Genomic DNA, 17879 nt, shown 5'->3' on the forward strand with positions numbered 1-17879 from the left:
CGTTCTGGACATTGGTGCTGCTGATCGTGGCGACCACCTTGCTGGGGGGCAGTTCACGGATCGACGCCGCGAGCCTAGTGGTTCTTCGCCCCTTCTCGATCGTGTGCCTGGGGATCGCCCTGTTCGGGGTGAACGCAGGCGACCTTCGCGCATATCGCGGACTGGTGGTTGGCGCGGGAGCGCTTGTCGCGCTTTTCTCGCTTCATCTGGTTCCGTTGCCGCCAGCGATGTGGATGGCTTTGCCCGGTCGTGATTTGGCCGTGTCGGCGGTTCGTCTGGCGGGCTCGGCGGATGCCTGGCAGCCGCTGACGCTCGTACCCTGGCGTGCGTGGAACGCACTCTTTGCGCTTGCGGCACCCGTTGCCGCTTTGTTGTTGGCGATCCGTTGCACGGATGAGCAGCGCCAGCTGCTGTTGAACCTGTTCGTCGGCCTGGCGATTCTCGATCTGCTATTGGGCGTTTTGCAGGTCTCGAGCGGATATTCTGCCTCGCTCTATTTTTATGACAAGGACAGTCCGGAAGTCGCCACCGGCTTCTTTGCCAATCGCAACCATTTTGCGGTGGACTTAGCGTGCATCCTGCCGATGTTGACCGTGTTTCCAGGGATGACAGCCGCGTTGCGAGCATGGCTTGCGGCGGCCCTGGGCGCCGTCATCTTGGTGATGATCGTGCTCAGCGGTTCGCGGGCTGGTGTCGTCATCGCGACGCTCGCCTTGGCGCTGTCGGTAATCCTGGCCGTTCGGAAGCGTCCAACGGATGGGGAAGCCGATCCACGTCGTCGATATTTTCTCGCCTTTGCGATGCTGCTGGCAAGTGCGCTTCTGATCATGATCGCGATATATCTTGCGCGCGCGAGCGCGGTTGACCGGATCATCGCGATGCGCAGCGATGACGAAATGCGCCTGAGGTTCTGGCCGCCGATCGTCAAGATGATTTGGCAGTACTTCCCGGAGGGGTCGGGAATTGCGTCGTTCGTCGAGGTCTTCCAGATTGCAGAGCCGCGTCCTCTGCTGAGCTTCAGTTATCTGAATCACGCCCACAACGATTGGCTCGAATTCGGGCTCGAGATGGGGCTGCCCGGTATGATCCTGGCGTTTGTCGGCGTGATCGGTTGGGGACGGGCAATCGTCTCCCTGGCGCGCGCGCGGAGACGTGATCATACTGTCCGCCTCGGGCGGATCGGGGGTGCCGTTATCTTGCTGCTTGGCCTCGCAAGTCTTGTGGACTATCCTTTGCGTACGCCGTCGGTCGCGTGCATGGCTGCGGTTGCGATCGTGTGGATGGCGGCAGGCGCCAGAAGGGCGAGAGCGAACGGGGATGGATGATGAATAAGGAGATCGATCCCTCTTGTAGCCGAAATAGGCCCATCGGTCGATTGCCTGTTCGGGGAAGGTGGATGAAGTCTGAAGCGATTGCTTTCTGTGCTTTGACCTCGGTCTTGCTCTCTTCCTGCGCTGGCCATACCGCTCTCGGGGGCGCGCCGGATGTCCAGGTCGTGTCGGCGACGGCGTTGCCCGCACCGTCCGGCAACGATACGACCCACGTTCCCGCATATCTCGTCGGACCCTATGACAAGCTGCGGATCGACGTTTACGGTATCGAGGAACTCCAGCAGCGCATCGTCCAGGTCGATGCTTCTGGGCGACTGTCATTCCCGTTGGCAGGGACGATCGAGGTCGCCGGCAAAACACCGAACCAGGTGGCCGGCCTGATCGCGGGGCGGTTGGCGGGAGAATATGTCCGTGACCCGCAAGTCACCGTCAACCTCGAACAGACAGTGAGCCAGGTCGTTGCCGTGGACGGCCAGGTCAAGGAGCCCGGCCTCTATCCAGTCGTCGGACGAATGACGCTCATGCGGATCGTCGCCACCGCCAAGGGATTGACCGAACTCGCCAATCAGACCGACGTGGTGGTCTTCCGGACTGTCAACGGGCAGAAGCTGGCGGCGTTATATAATCTTCGCGCAATCCGTCGCGGCGCCTATTCGGACCCCGATATCTATGCCGACGATGTCGTCGTGGTCGGAGATTCGAAAGCACGTCAGATATTCAAGGACCTAATCTCCAGCGCCACTCTACTTAGTACGCCCCTTATAATAGCGTTTCGGTGACGGCCTCTCAAGGTAGAATGTCGCAATGAATTTCCCAGCTTCAACAAGTTCGAGAAACGACTTCACAGTAACGGCCGACGAGCCGTTGCTCGGGCCAGCCGAGGGGCCCTCGGCACTGCCGATCCTGCTCGAATATTGGCGGATCGTCACTCGCTGGCGCTGGGTAATCTCGGGCATCGTTGCCTTGTGCGTCGTGGTCGGTGTCATCGTCACCTTGCTGACGACACCGCAATATACTGCGGTCACCCGTCTCGAGATCGGCCGCGAGCAAAAGCGCGTCACCAACGTCGAAGGCGTGGACGCTACGGATGCCCGTAACGATCAGGAATTCTATCAGACGCAATATACGCTCATGACCGCCCGTTCGGTGGCGGAGCGTGTCGTGCGCATGCTCCGCTTGGGTGAAAGTCCCGATTTCTTTGCTGCGCATGGTGCCAAGCTGAAGCCGAACGCGCTGACAGACCGGCTGGCCTTGGGGACGGCCAGGCAGCGTGACGAAAAACTCCAGTTGGCGACCATATTGTTGCTGCATAACGTCAAGGTTGTGCCGATCCCCCGCTCCTCACTGGTGGACATTCGTTATACGAGTGCTTCCCCCGATCTGTCGGCGAGGATTGCCAATACCTGGGCGGATCAATTCATTGCGGACAGTATCGATCGCCGGTTTTCCTCCACGGCCGACGCGCGCTCCTTCCTGGAACGCAAGCTCGACGACCTGCGTTCCAAGCTGCGGAATTCGGAGGCTGAGCTGGTCAATTATGCCAATCAGCATGGCATTGTCGCGCTCGCGAAAAGCGAGAATGACGGTAAGACCCAGATACAGCAGACGCTGATCGCGCAGGATCTGCAGTCGTTCGGCCTGGCGTTGACGCAAGCGACTGCCGATCGGGTTGCCGCTGAGGCGCGGGCGCAGAACAGTATCGGATCCGACAATCAGGTGGCGAATGGCGCAGTGGTTGCGCTGCGCGAGCGCCGTGCCGAAGCGGCTGCGGAATATGCCAAGCTCATGGTGCAGTTCGAGCCGGGCTATCCGGCTGCCAAGGCGATGGCGCAGCAGATCGCCGCGCTCGATACTGCGATTGCGCGCGAGGAAGCGCATCTGCGTACCGTTGCTAATGCCGATTATCGTAGTGCGCTCGCTCGTGAGCGAGAACTGCGCAACCTGGTCCAGTCGCATACTGGCGCGTTCAGCAATCAGCAGGAAGCAAGTATCCAGTATAACATCTATCAGCGCGAGGTGGATACCAATCGCGAATTGTATAACGGCCTGCTGCAGCGCTACAAGGAAATCGGCGTTGCCGGTGTCGCTGCCAACAATATTGCGATCGTCGATACCGCCCGCGCCCCGGCGCATCCATCATCGCCCAAGTTGTCACTCAATATCGCAGTATCGATCCTCGTTGGTCTGGTTCTGGCAGGCATTGCGGTGTTTTCGCTCGAGCATATCGACGAAGGCCTGCGCGTACCCGCTGACGTTCTCAAACTCGGGATTCCGCTGCTCGGTACGGTTCCGAACCTCGGCGACGGCAATATCGACGCGATCTTTGATCCCAAATCGGTCGCGTCCGAGGCCTATCTCACGATCTGCTCGAATCTCGCTTTTTCGACGGATCATGGTGTCCCGCGTTCGTTCATCATTACCTCCACGCAACCTCGAGAAGGCAAGACCACGACCAGCTACGCTCTGGCTACCGTTCTTGCCCGCACCGGTAGGAATGTGGTGCTGGTTGATGCCGACATGCGGTCGCCATCGATTCACGAATTCTTGGGCTTCTCCAACGAATTCGGGCTCAGCAATTATCTGGCGGGAGATCAGAACTGGCAGGATCTGATCCGTCCGGCGCAATTCAACGGTCTGTCGGTGATGACATCGGGACCGACCCCTCCGAGTGCGGGCGAACTGCTGAGCAGCGACCGCATTCAGCAATTGATCGACAGCCTGTGCCAGGCGTTCGATCACGTGCTGATCGATGCGCCGCCGATTCTCGGCCTGGCCGATTCCCCGCTGCTCGCGCGATCGGCGGAAGGCGTGGTCTACGTCATCGAGGCCGTGGGGCCGCCGGCGCGTGCGGTGTCGGCTTCGCTCGATCGATTGCGCACCACCCATGCCCATGTCTTCGGCGGCGTGCTGACCAAGATGAAGCACGAGGACAGCGGCTATGGCTACGGCTACGGCTATGGTTACGGCTATGGCTACGGCTATGGTTACGGTCGCGAGACTGAGCCCGGTCAACTCTGATGACGGTGCAACCATTGACCGGTCGGGCGATGGTCAAGGCGGCAATCCTGAGCCTGGGAACGGTTTGGGTCGCGTATCTCGCATTCGTTTCCGCAGTGGTGAACGTCACCCATATCGAAAACCCGAGCCTTGCCTTGCAATTCGCGCCGCATGATCCTGCGGCGCTCGATGTCCAAGCCGGTTTGATGCTTGTCAAGAACGGCGGAGATTTAGTCGGTAGTGACGAGACTGCGGCGATGGCGCGTGACAGCTTACGTCATCAGGTGCTTAATCCCGTGGCGTTACGCCTGCTCGGCTTGAGTACGCGCCGCGCCTCGAGTTTTGCTACCGGCCGCGCCGTAATGGCGCTTGCCGAGCGGATGACACGCCGCGACCTGATCACCGAACTTTGGCTGATCCAGGAGGCCGTGCTACGTGGGGACGTGCAGAGCGCGCTGTCGCATTATGATTATGCGTTGCGCACTTGGGAGGCGAGCCAGGATCTGTTGCTGCCGATCCTGGTGACGGCTCTGAAGGACGAGCCGGTTCGCGTCGCCTTGATCCCCTATGTGCGCGAGCCCGCGCCCTGGCTGCTCGACTTCACGCGCGCGGCGGTCGGCAGTTCGAAGCAGCCGTCGTGGGTGGCGGACACATATTTGCGCGCCGGGGGTATGCCCGCCGATCCCATCTATGACACCATGCGCAGCGGTTTGCTCGGTAAGTTGGCCGAGGCGCGCGAGTTCGCTTGGATGATTCGTTATTATGAGAGTTTGCCGGAGGCCGATTCGAAGGTGTTGCGGACAGTGGCCATGACACCTGCTTCTACCGACACACGCTTTCCTCCCGCGACATGGGGTTTTTATAGTGTTCCCGGTGGTGATAGCTCGTTCGTGAGATCCTCGCAGGGCAATTCTATCGAACTTCATACTGCGTTGGAACCTTCGGTGATCAGCCCGGTCGCATTTAAGGCGATGCTGACACCGCCCGGGCTGTACCGCTTTCGCGCCGATCAGCAAATCGTCGCTCCGTCCGAAGGCGCGACAGGTAATTGGGAGGTGCGTTGTGCCAACCTTTCAGGCCGTGTTCTGTGGAGCGGTAGCGCCCCCCTTGGCGTGCAACGGCGGCGGATCGAAGGTACTTTCGCCGTTCCCGACGATTGTCAGATGGTGATGTTACGCGCCATCGTCGCTTCCGGAGATGCCCGCGATGGTGTCGAGGCCATTCTATCCAATGCGTCGATGACCCCGTCCCCTTAGAGCTGGACGCGTTAAATCTGATGCACTGACCTCCGTTCGTGTCGAGCGTAGTCGAGACCGGTTAGAGCGGTTTCCGATCAGCCTGCATCATATCCAGCGTTGGTGAAGTAGTTGGCGCATTCCCATGGCAGGTAGAGGTCGAGGATGCGGCTGGGCGATCCAGAGATGCGGCAGATCGCCGACAAGCTTGGCCAACATCGAATCCAGCCTGTGCTCCGTCACGGACACCGGCTCGCCTTCCGCCGTCATTTCCCCAATTTCGCCAGCGCCTCCGCCACGAGCGGGGTCGCCCCCGCTTCGGATAGATGATCGTCGTCATAATAATAGAGAATGCCATCGGCCTGCGCGACGCAGCGTCCGGACAAGCGCCTGCCACACATCAGTGCTTCAGGCCTGACCCGGACGAGGTTAGGCGCTGCAACGGCATCGAGCACGGAGATGGCAGCTTTGTTACGCTGCTCGTAACGTGCTTGCGACGTGCTGATCGTCCGCGGCGGTGTACCACCGCGCGCGATAGCGATCATGTTCAGCCGGGCCGGCAGCCAGCCTACTTCCGGCACCGGATAGATCAGTGCGACCTTCCGGCCCGCCGCGAGACGAAGGAGATAGTCGCGGACCGCGGCGGCCTTGGAAGGGGCGGCATCGCTCTCACGCCCTCTGGTGTCCAACGTCAGGTTCCGGCGAAATGGCGCATCGCCCTCGACACCGCCTTCGCCATTGTCGAACCCCGATTGGATCTCCGTACGATCGATTGGGAAAAGGCGCATGGTCCAACGAACCGCGACTAATACCGCCTCGATTCCGGGGGCCGTTACCCGCGCCTCCATGGCGCGATTCGCGGCAGCACAGCTTGCCCGATACGCCGCGGTGAGGGGTTCACGGCTGTCGAATATGCCCGGAATTGGATGACAGGCCGTGTGGACGAGGATGCCTGCCAAGCCACGCGCCTTGAGTTGGGCGTCAAGTGAGGAAGCGATCGCATAGCTGTGCGAATCGCCGACCAGCGCAATTGTCGGCCGAACGCCCGAGACGCCGATCGCGCATTCATAGACGCCCATGCCGACCGCCGGACAATCCTCGACCAGATTGTTCGGCGGCGCCACCAACGAGCGGAACGGCGCCGCGATCCGTCGCGGCGCACCATGAGCGAGCGAGAGAGCCAGCCCCACGGCGATGAACAGCAGCGAGCCAAACCCCGCCGCGGCAAAAATTCGTCCGCGGGTATAGTTGCGCCGGTCACGGAAAGGGCGCTCGATGAACCGCCATGAAATCCACGCCAGAAACAGGCCGGCGACGACCAGAGCCAGCCTGACGCCAACCGATAATTCGTTCGGTGACATCAAACGGGCGAAGGCGAGCAAAGGCTGATGCCAGAGATAAGCACTATAAGAAATCAGGCCGACCGCAACGACCGGCTTTTTGGAGAGTATCCGGCCTGCCATCGTCCGGCGATCGGCAAAGGCGAGGATCAGCACCGTTCCAAGGACGGGGGGAGTGCGGTCAACCCGGGAAATGGCGTTCGATCAGAATAGACGAAAATGGGCACCAGGATCAGCGCAATTCCCGCCAGGCCAAACGCCTCATGCCTCGGCCCGGCGATGGACGATGACGTTCCCGGCATGGACATCAAGGCGAGCAGCGATCCTGCAAACAACTCCCATGCGCGCGGCGGCAGCAGGAAGAAATTGGCCATCGGTTGCCGGGTCGTAAGATAGACACTGAGCGAGAAAGAAAGAATGGCCAGGATGGCGATGACCATCATCAGCCGCTTCAGCCCGAAGGGCAGAAGGAAGGCGACGAGCAGCGGGAAAAAGAGATAATATTGCTCCTCGATGCCCAAGCTCCAAGTATGAAGGAGTGGCTTGAGCTCGGGAGTGCCGCCGAAATAGCCGCTGGTGCGCCAGAACAGGACATTGGACGCGAACAACGACACGGAGACCAGGCTCCGACCGAAATCGCCCAGCTCGCCCGGCAACATCCACCACCAGGCCAAGGGCAAACAGAGCGCCATGACCACGAACAGCGCCGGGAGGATACGCCTCGCGCGACGTTCATAGAAACCAGCGAGCGTGAACTTGCCGGCCAGCCGTTCCTCGACGATGATCGAAGTGATCAGATAGCCGCTGATGACGTAGAAGATATCCACGCCGATATAACCGCCGGTGAATCCGGATACACCGGCATGGAACAGAATCACCGGCAAAACCGCCAAGGCTCGCAACCCATCGACCTCGGGCCGATAGCCACGTCCACCGGGATGGTGCGGCAACGGCTTGTCGCCGCGGATTGCCGTGCCGATGTCGCTCACTTCCGGCCGGCCGGGCAACGGTTCGAAACCGTTATTTTCACTATCGGGCGCTTCATCAGGCGCCTCCCGCCGCATCGGCCGCCCGCGCGCGATGATTGAGTACGGCGACGGGAATGCCGCTGATCATCGCGTCGAGCGCGCGAACCGTCGTCGCCTCGTCATACCAATGCCGCAGCGGCCGCAGGCTCCATGTCTTGAAGGCCTCCGGATTGCAGGTCGAACGCACCCAATTGCAGATCTGCGCGGTATAATAACAGAGCAACGCCTTTTCGCGCATCGCCTCACTAACCTCGAGCCGCCCCTCGACCGCATCGGTTAGATATTGGTGATATTGGACGAGCGTACTTGCCTGCCAGACGAAGCCAAGCCCGGCATAATAGCTGCGCGACGCGGTAATGACCGGTCGCCCCATCGCCGCCGCCTCGCTGCCGATCGTCGAGGAATGCACTATGACGGCGGCCACCTGCTTCATCAGCGCATAGCTGTTGACCGGGTCGGCCGCCGCGATGAATCGCAGCCGCGGGTGTGAGCCGAAATGCTCGGCCAAGAGAGCGCCGTAATCGTCGGTCGTCTTGGCAAAATCGAACCGCTCGGCTGGGTGCTGGCGAACGATCACCGGCGCTTCGGTGGTGTCGAGCAGATGGCGGACCGTCTCGACGATCCACTGCTGGTTGCTGTGGAACAGCTCATGGATGCCAAGCGCTGCCGCATCCCAGGAGGAGTTCAGCGCGAGCATCATTGCTCCCGCCGCCCCTCGCTCGTCTCCCGATGCAGCTGCGACCTGATATTTCACCGTGTCGGTGCTCTTCTGGCGTTTCGCCACTTCGCCGCGCGCAACCGTCAGCGCCTGCTCACGCCCGGCGTGATCAAGCTCGTCTTCGAAAATGCGGACGGCACGCGGAACGTCGTCGAGATGACAAGCCAGCCCGTCAACGGCAATCATCCAGGTGCCGAAGCCGCTATTGTCGAAGCTGATGATCCGCAGGCCCCGCGCCCGCGCGCGATCGACCCAGATGCCCGAATTGCCGTAGATCCCGCCCGCCGTGAAGAGTGCGTCGAATTCGTAAGATGCCAGTATGCGCGCGATGCGGCCGTAGGCGGCGTCGAGCGCCCGGCGGTTGCGCGCCTCCACCTCGGCGCGACCCGCCATCGCCCGCTCGCCACGCAATTCCCAGACCGCGTTGAGCTTGCTCAGACGGTCGATCGTCGCCGGGGCTTCGCTGCCCTCGAGCGGCTCGATCTGGGAAAGATGCAAGACTTCGAAGCGTCGCGCGACGTCGCGCATAACCGCGCGGATCGCACGCAACACGGTCCCATAGATCATCGGCCGTGGACCGAATGGCACGTCATCGACGATGAAAGTCACCCGCGCCCCGCGCGCCCCGAGCATCAGCCCGATCGCGATCGTGAGCCACGGCACACCGGTCTTGTCCCACGGGGTGACCACCGCCAATATGCGCTGGCCGGTGGGATTGGCGGGAAGATCGCCCTCGAACTCTCGGAAACGCCGGCGCATCCGCCGGGCATAACCGGCCCACGCGACGGGATTGACCCCCAAGAGCCGTCGCAACGTCCGTTCGGCAAAGTTCATTGTGATCACCCGCGAAAGAAGGTTCGCCCGCTCAGCCGCCGTTAGCGGGTCAGAAAATGTTCGATGATCCGCAACCCGACCATCCCGCTCTTCTCGGGATGGCACTGGAATGCGACGATATTATCCTTCTCGACTGCCGCACAGACGGCGAAGCCCTCATAATCCGCGTCAGCGAGCCGGCAGGCTGGATCGGCTGGCGTGCAATTGAACGAATGGACGAAGTAGGCGGAATCGATCCCCGGCCGCGCGTCCTTCAACACGCTCCCTTCCCAATCGTCGCGGGTCGAGGGGAGCGACAATGGCGTCCAGCCGATATGTGGCACCTTACGGACGCCGGCAGCGTCGCGGGGCGGAATGGGCGCAACGTGTCCCGAGATCAGGCCCAGGCCCTGATGCCGTCCAAATTCGAGGCTATGGTCGAATAGCAGCTGCATGCCGACGCAAATCCCCAAAAACGGCCGGCCAGTGGCCGCGAAGGCGAGAATCGGTTCGAACAGCCCGCGCTCCCGCAGGCCGTTTGCACAGGAGGCAAAGGCCCCGACCCCGGGAAGCAGCAACCGTTCAGCGCTCATGATCTCGGCGGGATCACGGGCAAGCCGTGCCTCGCCGCCTACCTTGGCGACCGCCTGGGCAACGCTGTACAGGTTGCCGGCGCCATAATCCACGATGTTGACGAGGCGACTCATGCAGCAGCCGGCAGGCCGCGCACGCTACGGCCGGCCGCGATCGCGGCCTGCCGGATGGCGGCCAAGGAAATCCGATTGTAATGAAGGATGTCGGCCATCGCCGCAGCATCGGCGCCACGCTCGAAGGCAGCTATCATGTGCGAAGCCGCCCCCATGCCACCGGAAGCGATCAGCGGCACTGGCCCGATCGCCGCCGATACCGCAGCGATCAACTCGAGGTCATAGCCCTCGCGCGTGCCCTCACGATCGACCGACGTGACCAGGACTTCACCGGCCCCCATTTCAACCCCACGCGCCGCCCATTCGACCACGTCGACGCCGCTCGATTCGCGACCATTGTCAGTATAGGCTTCCCATTTGCCCTCGCCAACTTGTTTCGCTTCGATCGAAAGCACCATGCACTGAGCGCCGAAGGCCTGCGACACCTCGCGAATGAGTTCAGGACGCTTGATTGCCGCAGTGTTGATACCGACCTTATCGGCACCGGCCCGTAACACGCTCCTCACATCGTCGACCGAGCGCAAGCCGCCGACGACGGTCAGCGGTATGAAGATATCGTTTGCGGTACGGCGAATGATATCGTGCAGACTGTTGCGGCCATAGAGGCTGGCGACCACATCGACGTAAATCAACTCGTCCGCGCCGGCCGCATAATAAGCACGCGCAAATTCCTGCGGATCGCCGAGCACGCGTAATCCCTCAAGGTGAACCCCTTTGATGAGATTGGCCCCCTTGATATCCAGGCGGGGAATAAGGCGAACTCTCGGCATACTTAGCTTTGCACGCCGGTCTCGTGCCATACCGCGTGTTTTAACTCCCAACCATTATCCGTCTTGCGCCATAGATGATCTGAACGCCAGCTATCGACCACCTCATGAAAAAACTCATCGGTTGTCCCGCAATATTCGAGGAATTCCCGATAATGTTTCTGCGGGAATTCGCCGTCGTAGCGACGCACCAGCGCCACTCCTTCCTCACGGGTGATCTTTCCATCCCGGATTTCGTGCGCGGAATCGGAAGTCGCTCGACCGATACCGAACTTGATGAAACCGAGATAATAATGATAGCCATCTATCGCATCATCGAGGCTGGCGTATTTCGAATAGGTCCCCTCCGATCGATCGGGATTCGTGACGAATCCTGTGTTTTCTTGGCAATAATAAAAATTTTCCTGCGGATCCCAGAATTTGTAATATCCGAAAAAATGGATTTCCGTTTTATTTTTGGTTATTTCCTCATAACGCGGCGCCATAAACGGCTTGAGATCGGCCATCGATACGCCGTGCCCGGCCCAGAACTCCGGCGGAAGACCTGAAAAGTAGTGATCGTCATGGTCTACGACATCGCGGTTCGGCCGGAAGGCGTTCTTCATATCACCGCCATATTCGACTTCGCCGTTTTCACCGTACATGATCAGGGGGACTTTGTATTTTACCGCCACATGTAGAGGAAAATTGGTCTGACCATAAATGAACGGCTGGAACGGATCGCCGAGGTATTGCAACGCCAGCCGCGTCAGGCGGCGGGTGGTGATGCCGTTGGGCGTCCCAAGCAAGTGATCGAAGCCAGCACGGATAAACGCGTCGAGGTTGCGTCGGCCGATCTCGGTCGCCTTTAGAGGCGCCCAAGTCACGGCCAACGGGTTCATGCCGTATTTATACTTAAGCTGATGAGCAACGAAACTTCCATCTTTACCGCCGCTGCATGGGACGATCACGTCATATTCGCCATTCGATTTGCGATGGCGATTGCACAATTCAAGCAATTCCTGCTCGCGCGCCGCCCAATCGAAACCACGCTTGGCCTCGGCAAAGCGGCAGGCCGAGCATATGCCTTCGTCGTCGAATCTGATTCGCGGGCGCTGGTTGGAAATCGTACAGTTACGGCAGAAGCGCACCTCCACCGGTAGACCATATTGAGCAATTATATCATGCTTTTCCATACAAAGCTCCAGCTCGAGTGGTCAGGCGTGCTCGCTGCGCGCCTGTTCCAGGTCCGCGGGACGTCCAACATCCAGCCAGGGCTCATGCATGGGATAGACGATCGTGCGTTCGGCACCGGCCTTGAGGCGCTCGAACAATGTCGGCATGTCGCAGTGCGCATGCGGCTCGAGCACGCCTAGCGCGCGTGGCTCGAGCACATAGATACCAGCATTGACATGCGTTCGGTGGACCGGCTTCTCGTCGAAGCCGACGATGTCCATGCCCTGCGTTCGAACAACGCCGAACGGATGCTGCCACTCGTGCGCGCGCACCGCCATGGTCGCGGCCGAGGCATGACGCTCATGGAAATCCAGGATCTCCGCATAGCGCACGTCTGTCAGCACATCGCCGTTGGTCACGAGGAACGGCACTTCGGGGCGCGGTGACAGCAGGCTCAGCGCCCCACCGGTACCGAGCGGCTCCCGCTCGCGCAGATAGTCAATGCGAACGTTCCAATTTGCGCCATTGCCGAAATATTCCTCGATCATGTGACCCAGGTAGTGGAGCGCGACCACGAAATGATTGAACCCCTCTCCGCACGCGCGCTCGATGATATGTTCCAGCATCGGCTTGCCGCCGACCGGCAGCATCGGTTTGGGGCAATTTTCGGTGTGCGGGCGCAGCCGCGTTCCCTGGCCTCCTGCCATGATGACCATCGGGTTGGGGCGAGCCGCCGTTGTTCGAAGATCGGTCCAGACGTGCAGCCCGACAACATGGCGCTGGTCGTCGACGATGGGTAGCTGGTGGATCTTGTTCGCCTGCATCAGTTGCAGGACCAATTCCGCGCCGAGCGCCGGCGGCACGACCAGCGGATCGCGATGCAGGATCGTCTCGATCGGGCTGGCGAGCGTCAGGCCGCGGAGCAGTCCACGGCGAATGTCGCCATCAGTGATGGTGCCCGCCAGCAAATCGCCGTTCTGCACCGCGATCACGATCTGCAGACCCGAATTGTCAAGCGATTGGATGGCGTCCTGCACGCTCGTCCCGAGCGGCAGCAGGCACATGCGCCACTGCTCCTTCATCATGCTACTTTCCGCCCCCCGGCGTCACGCGAATCGCGTGTTTTGCCGACGTCCATGTCGTGGAATGTCTTCTTGAGCAAGCCGTTCAAGGGATGTCTGCGCAGTTCCGCGACTATCGCGGCGCTCGCCCCGCCATTGCCATAAGGATTGTCGACGGCAGCCAGCCGTCCCTGGAACTCTGCCGAGAACAGACGGGCCAGCGCCGACTCGATCGCGTCGCGCCGCGGCGGGCAATCGATCACGCTCGCCGCCCGCAGGCGTCCGCGCTGGCGGTCGCCGATGTCGATCGTGCCGATTCCGAAGCTCGGCGCCTCAATAATGCCGCTCGATGAATTGCCGACCACGCCGTCCATGTAGCGCATGCACGAGAAATAACGGAGTTGGCCTAGCGACGTATAAGCACGCGCGTTCGCGTGGCTGGCCACGAATTCCTCGATCATGGCCTTCAGTTCCCGGCCTCCCGAATTGGCGTTGGGCATGGTGAATATCAGGTGCGTATCGGACCCGAGCGCGTCGAGCGCATCGAGGAGGGCCTGCATCTGCCCGCCCGCTTCGCCGGGCTCGAGCGTAGGAGGATGAAAGGTGACGAGCAGGTTGCGCGCACCCAGCTGGAAGTCGATCGCCTCCTCCAGGGCGGTGCGGCCGAGCAGAGACGTGCGACGGATTGCATCGATCCCCAGCCCCCCTACCAGAAATACGTGCGCGGGATTCTCGCCGAGCTGAATCACGCGATCACGATACGGCGTCGCAGCGACGAAATGGAGGTGCGACATCTTCGTCACCGCGTGACGTATCGATTCGTCGAACGCACCTTCGGTCGTCTCTCCGCCATGGATATGGGCGATAGGAATGCCCGCGATCAGCGCTGCGGCTGCCGCGGCGAGAATCTCGAAGCGGTCGCCAAGCACGACGATCACATCAGGTTCGAGGCGGGAGAAAGCCTCGGCGAAACCGATCATTCCGAGCCCCATCGCCTTGCTGACGCCAACGGCGGTGTCCGAGCTCAAGAGGATTTCGACGCGCTCGTTGATCGTGAATCCGTCTGCCTCGATCTCTCGATAGGTCAGACCGAATTCCGGTGAGAGATGCGCTGCGGTCACAACGATCTGCAGCAGGCAATCGTCGGCGTCGCGGATGCCTGCGATCACATTGCGCAATAGACCATATTCGGCACGAGTCCCGGTTACGATGCAGATGCGGCGAGTCACAGCTCGATCAAATCGTCGGGCGCGAAGGCGCGCCGGGCGCTGCGCCCGACGACCTCATCCCACCGCATCGGTGAGATACCGGTGCCGGGACGCCTGGCGGCGAGGTTGGCGTCACTGAACGTCTCGCCGGCGGCGATCGCGCGCGCGGCGACGATTGATCTGCGCGCGATAGGCCTGTTGCGGGCCTCGCTTGGGCTCGGTCGCTTGATCCCGTCTCCCGCCATGGCTTGCTCGATGTTGCGGATCGCTGCCACCATGGCGACGAGTTCGTCCGGTTCCAGGCTCGCCATATGATCGGGGCCAGGAAGCGTGCGATCGAGCGTGAAATGCTTTTCTATCAGCGTTGCCCCAAGCGCCACCGCTGCGATCGGGATCTCGATCCCCATCGTATGGTCCGAATAGCCGACCGCGACGCCGAACGCCTCGCCGACCCGGGTCATCGCACGCAGGTTCACGTCCCGCATCGGCGTCGGATATTCCGTGTTGCAGTGGAGCACGCTGATTTCCGCGCGTGCAATCCCTCCAGCTTCGAGCTCGGAAATAGCATCCTCGATTTCACCCATCGTCGCCATGCCAGTGGAGAGGATGACCGGGAGCCGTTTGCTCGCAATGTGACGTAGCAACGGCAGATTCGTGAGTTCGCCCGAAGGCACCTTGATGCGATCGATGCCAAGCTCGACCAGCATATCGAGGCTATGCCCGTCGAAGGCGGTCGAGAAGAAAGCGATGCCTGCTCGCCGGCACTCCTCGATTAGCACTATATGATCGACATGCGACAACTCGAGCCGAGCAATCATATCCCGCTGGCTCTCCGAAGTATCGGTAGTAGCTTTTTGATAATCGGCTTTAGGCGCGTGGGCTGTGGCGAGTTCACTTGCCACGAAGGTTTGGAACTTGACCATGTCGGCGCCCGCGCGCGCGGCGACGCGAACAAGCTCCCGAGCCTTCTCAAGATCGCCGTTATGATTGACACCGGCCTCAGCAATGATGAGGGTCTTCATCTGATTTTCCTAGCGGGCACGCCGACATAAACCGATCCGGCGTCACAATCCACGGTTACGACGGCGCCGGATCCGATCACTGCCCAAGCGCCGATCGCGAGCTTACGTCCATCGCTACCCTGATTGACCGCCGCCCCGACGCCGATCCAGGCTCCCTCGCCGATTCGGACGTTGCCCGCGATGTTCGCACCTGGAGAGACATTCGCAAAGTCGCCAAGTTCGACGTCATGCGACATCGTCGCATTGACGTTTATCGTGACGAAATCGCCGATTGAGACGTTATTGGTCAGCCGCGCTCCGGCGAAGATCATGGCTCCCACCGCGGAGTTCGCCATGGCGCGCGATCCGCGGCCCAGGCTGGCATCCGGATGGATCAGACTGGGAAAATGCAGCGAGCCACGCAACCGCTTCGCCACTGCGGCACGGACATGATTATCGCCGATCCCCAACGCGAAGGCTTCGGTGGCCGACCGCACCGCGACATCCTCGAGCACGATTTCCTCGGGTCGATTCCAGAGTTCGATAGTCGCAGGATCGCGTGTGACGAATATTGGCCGGAATCCGGTTACATCCGCGATATCAGCGATGTCTCGGGCTTGGCCGCCCGTGCCCAGGATAAACAGCGGCGACATCAATTCCGGTCCCGGAGCAGCATCTCGGCGATCCGCCAGTCGAGCGGGCCATCGATGTCGACAGACCGATCCGCAGGCATGGGATAGCCGAGCGTCTCCGGGCCCAAAATCCACGGTGCGCACGCAGCCAATCGGTCTGAGCAAAATACATCGCGCCATTGAGCGAATAAACCGGAGGCAAGTCTTGTCGTCGCGTGACGTCAGACGCGGGGAACAACGGTTTGAGCTGCCCTGCGCCGTTCAGATGATACATCCAGTCGGGATGATCTTCCGGTTCGCAAACCGAAACCACCGCAGGTGCGCCGCGCATTTCAGCAAGTGCGAGCAGCCCTTCGATGTCGGCGGTAGTGCGAAGCGGCGAAGTCGCCTGAAGCAGAAGAACCGCATCATATTGCGGCAGCATCTCGAGGGCGTGCAACACAGGATCAATCCCCGGCGTCTCGTCGGCGGCGAGCGCGGCAGGACGGAGGAACGGGACTTCCGCGCCGGCCGCGCTCGATACCGCTGCGATCTCCTCGTCCTCGGTGCTCACCACCACCGCGTCGATGCCGCCGCAGGCACGTGCCGCATCGATCGTCCAGGCGATCAACGGCTTACCCGCCATTTCACGAATATTCTTGCGAGGTATACCTTTCGAGCCACCGCGGGCCGGAATCAACGCGAGAATGGACACGGGATCAATCCGCCAGCGCCGGGCTGCTTGGCAGGTTTATGACAGCTCGCGAAAGCTGCTCGGCACTTCCGAGATCGGCTCGGGGACAATCGGCGTACATCGGCAGCTTGTGCATCAGGGTCCACACGGGGCGGGACATATAATTGGCATCGTTCAGTGCCTTGAGTACCATTTCAAGCGCATCGGCGTAGCCGGGGTCGAGTACAATGGTGTTGAGCCAGTAATTGCTCCTACTTCCCTCAGGTTCGCGCAGGAAGCGAACACCGGGAGTGTCGATGAAAGCGCTGGCGTAGCGGCTAGCGAGTTCGCGCTTGCGTGCGATCATGCCGGGAACGCGCTCGAGTTGCGCGCAGCCCAGCGCCGCGTTGAGATTCGGCAATCGATAATTGTAACCGATCTCGTCGTGGACAAAGTTCCACCGATGCGGCACGCGCGCTGTAGTGGTCAAATGCTTGGCTCGACGGCCTAGCTCCGGGTCGTTGGTCAAAATTGCGCCACCCCCGCCGGTGGTCATCACCTTATTGCCGTTGAAACTGAGCGCAGCGACCCGGCCGACGTTACCGGTATGCCTGCCCTGGTAATAAGAGCCGAGCGATTCCGCTGCATCCTCGATCAACACCAGATGCCAACGCTCGCAAACTGCGGCGAGAGCGTCGAGGTCGGCAGGATGTCCAAAGGCATGCATCACCACCAAAGCGCGGATCGTCCGCCCAGTAGCATGGTTGATGCAGCGGCCATCGACGACTTCCGCAACCTCGGCCAGCCGCGCTTCCAGCTTCCCCGCGTCAATACCTAAGGTTTCGCTTTCGGAATCCACGAAGTGGGGGATCGCGCCGCAGTAAGATACTGCGTTGGCAGTCGCAATGAAAGTGAGCGCTGGGACCAATACCTCCTCGCCCTGCTGGACACCCGCCAGTAGCATGCAGACGTGAAGCGCTGCGGTGCCGTTGGCTGTGGCAATTGCGCATTGGGCACCTGTGAAAGCCGCCAGATCGCGTTCGAACCGGTCGACATACGACCCCACCGACGAAACCCAACCGGTGTCGATGCACTCTTTGACATATTCCCATTCGCGACCGGCAAACTCCGGCTCATGAAGAGGAATCATGGTCCCGGAAGTACCGAGTACCGCCCGTACTGCGCGTAACACCTCTTCAGCGATGGTTGGATGGCTGTGAAGTTCGCTCATGGT

The 17879-nt window shown here is 61.0% G+C and carries 16 protein-coding genes; 4 read left to right on the top strand and 12 right to left on the bottom strand.

Features of this window, described 5'->3' with window-relative positions; all coding sequences use genetic code 11:
- Positions 1 to 14: 14 nt before the first annotated feature.
- From AB4Z44_RS01775 to AB4Z44_RS01790, 4 genes are all read left to right on the top strand, one after another.
- Positions 15 to 1325 carry an O-antigen ligase family protein gene (locus AB4Z44_RS01775; protein ID WP_404714325.1) on the top strand — a complete coding sequence of 437 codons (1311 nt, stop codon included), beginning with the start codon at positions 15 to 17 and terminating at the stop codon, positions 1323 to 1325.
- Positions 1326 to 1495: 170 nt separating this feature from the next.
- Positions 1496 to 2110 (top strand): polysaccharide biosynthesis/export family protein, encoded by a 615-nt coding sequence (locus AB4Z44_RS01780; RefSeq protein ID WP_404712374.1) that lies wholly within the window; start codon positions 1496 to 1498, stop codon positions 2108 to 2110.
- Positions 2111 to 2135: 25 nt separating this feature from the next.
- Entirely contained in the window at positions 2136 to 4349 is a 2214-nt protein-coding gene (locus tag AB4Z44_RS01785) for a GumC family protein (RefSeq protein WP_404712375.1), read from the top strand.
- Positions 4349 to 5584 carry a hypothetical protein gene (locus tag AB4Z44_RS01790; protein ID WP_404712376.1) on the top strand — a complete coding sequence of 412 codons (1236 nt, stop codon included), beginning with the start codon at positions 4349 to 4351 and terminating at the stop codon, positions 5582 to 5584. Before AB4Z44_RS01785 ends, AB4Z44_RS01790 begins: the two co-directional genes overlap by 1 nt.
- A 245-nt stretch (positions 5585 to 5829) precedes the next feature.
- Here the strand turns inward: AB4Z44_RS01790 and AB4Z44_RS01795 are convergent, their stop codons facing one another.
- From AB4Z44_RS01795 to AB4Z44_RS01850, 12 genes are all read right to left on the bottom strand, one after another.
- Positions 5830 to 7059, bottom strand: a complete 1230-nt coding sequence (locus tag AB4Z44_RS01795; protein ID WP_404712377.1) for an acyltransferase family protein — start codon at positions 7057 to 7059, stop codon at positions 5830 to 5832.
- Positions 7053 to 7967, bottom strand: coding sequence for an acyltransferase family protein (locus AB4Z44_RS01800; RefSeq protein ID WP_404712378.1), 915 nt, complete (start codon positions 7965 to 7967; stop codon positions 7053 to 7055). Before AB4Z44_RS01800 ends, AB4Z44_RS01795 begins: the two co-directional genes overlap by 7 nt.
- Entirely contained in the window at positions 7948 to 9483 is a 1536-nt protein-coding gene (locus AB4Z44_RS01805; protein ID WP_404712379.1) for a hypothetical protein, read from the bottom strand. The genes AB4Z44_RS01800 and AB4Z44_RS01805 overlap by 20 nt, the downstream gene beginning before the upstream one ends.
- 41 nt (positions 9484 to 9524) lie before the next feature.
- A complete protein-coding gene (gene hisH, locus AB4Z44_RS01810) occupies positions 9525 to 10169 on the bottom strand; it encodes an imidazole glycerol phosphate synthase subunit HisH (RefSeq protein WP_404712380.1) in 645 nt (214 codons plus the stop codon).
- Positions 10166 to 10969 carry an imidazole glycerol phosphate synthase subunit HisF gene (hisF, locus tag AB4Z44_RS01815; RefSeq protein WP_404712381.1) on the bottom strand — a complete coding sequence of 268 codons (804 nt, stop codon included), beginning with the start codon at positions 10967 to 10969 and terminating at the stop codon, positions 10166 to 10168. Before hisF ends, hisH begins: the two co-directional genes overlap by 4 nt.
- Complete coding sequence (locus tag AB4Z44_RS01820) at positions 10942 to 12111, bottom strand: N-acetyl sugar amidotransferase (RefSeq protein WP_404712382.1); 1170 nt, start codon at positions 12109 to 12111, stop codon at positions 10942 to 10944. Before AB4Z44_RS01820 ends, hisF begins: the two co-directional genes overlap by 28 nt.
- A gap of 21 nt (positions 12112 to 12132) precedes the next feature.
- Positions 12133 to 13083 carry a nucleotidyltransferase family protein gene (locus tag AB4Z44_RS01825; RefSeq protein WP_404712383.1) on the bottom strand — a complete coding sequence of 317 codons (951 nt, stop codon included), beginning with the start codon at positions 13081 to 13083 and terminating at the stop codon, positions 12133 to 12135.
- Positions 13084 to 13172: 89 nt separating this feature from the next.
- Positions 13173 to 14381: a UDP-N-acetylglucosamine 2-epimerase gene (neuC, locus tag AB4Z44_RS01830; protein WP_404712384.1), complete on the bottom strand. Its 1209-nt coding sequence runs from the start codon at positions 14379 to 14381 to the stop codon at positions 13173 to 13175.
- Positions 14378 to 15382: an N-acetylneuraminate synthase gene (gene neuB, locus AB4Z44_RS01835; RefSeq protein ID WP_404712385.1), complete on the bottom strand. Its 1005-nt coding sequence runs from the start codon at positions 15380 to 15382 to the stop codon at positions 14378 to 14380. Before neuB ends, neuC begins: the two co-directional genes overlap by 4 nt.
- Entirely contained in the window at positions 15379 to 16014 is a 636-nt protein-coding gene (locus tag AB4Z44_RS01840; RefSeq protein ID WP_404712386.1) for a hypothetical protein, read from the bottom strand. The genes neuB and AB4Z44_RS01840 overlap by 4 nt, the downstream gene beginning before the upstream one ends.
- Entirely contained in the window at positions 15962 to 16687 is a 726-nt protein-coding gene (locus tag AB4Z44_RS01845) for a cytidylyltransferase domain-containing protein (RefSeq protein ID WP_404712387.1), read from the bottom strand. The genes AB4Z44_RS01840 and AB4Z44_RS01845 overlap by 53 nt, the downstream gene beginning before the upstream one ends.
- 4 nt (positions 16688 to 16691) lie before the next feature.
- Positions 16692 to 17876, bottom strand: coding sequence for a LegC family aminotransferase (locus tag AB4Z44_RS01850; protein WP_404712388.1), 1185 nt, complete (start codon positions 17874 to 17876; stop codon positions 16692 to 16694).
- Between the last annotated feature and the right edge of the window lie 3 nt (positions 17877 to 17879).

It is taken from the genome of Sphingomonas sp. MMS24-J13 (assembly GCF_044905095.1).
GTDB lineage: Bacteria > Pseudomonadota > Alphaproteobacteria > Sphingomonadales > Sphingomonadaceae > Sphingomonas_I.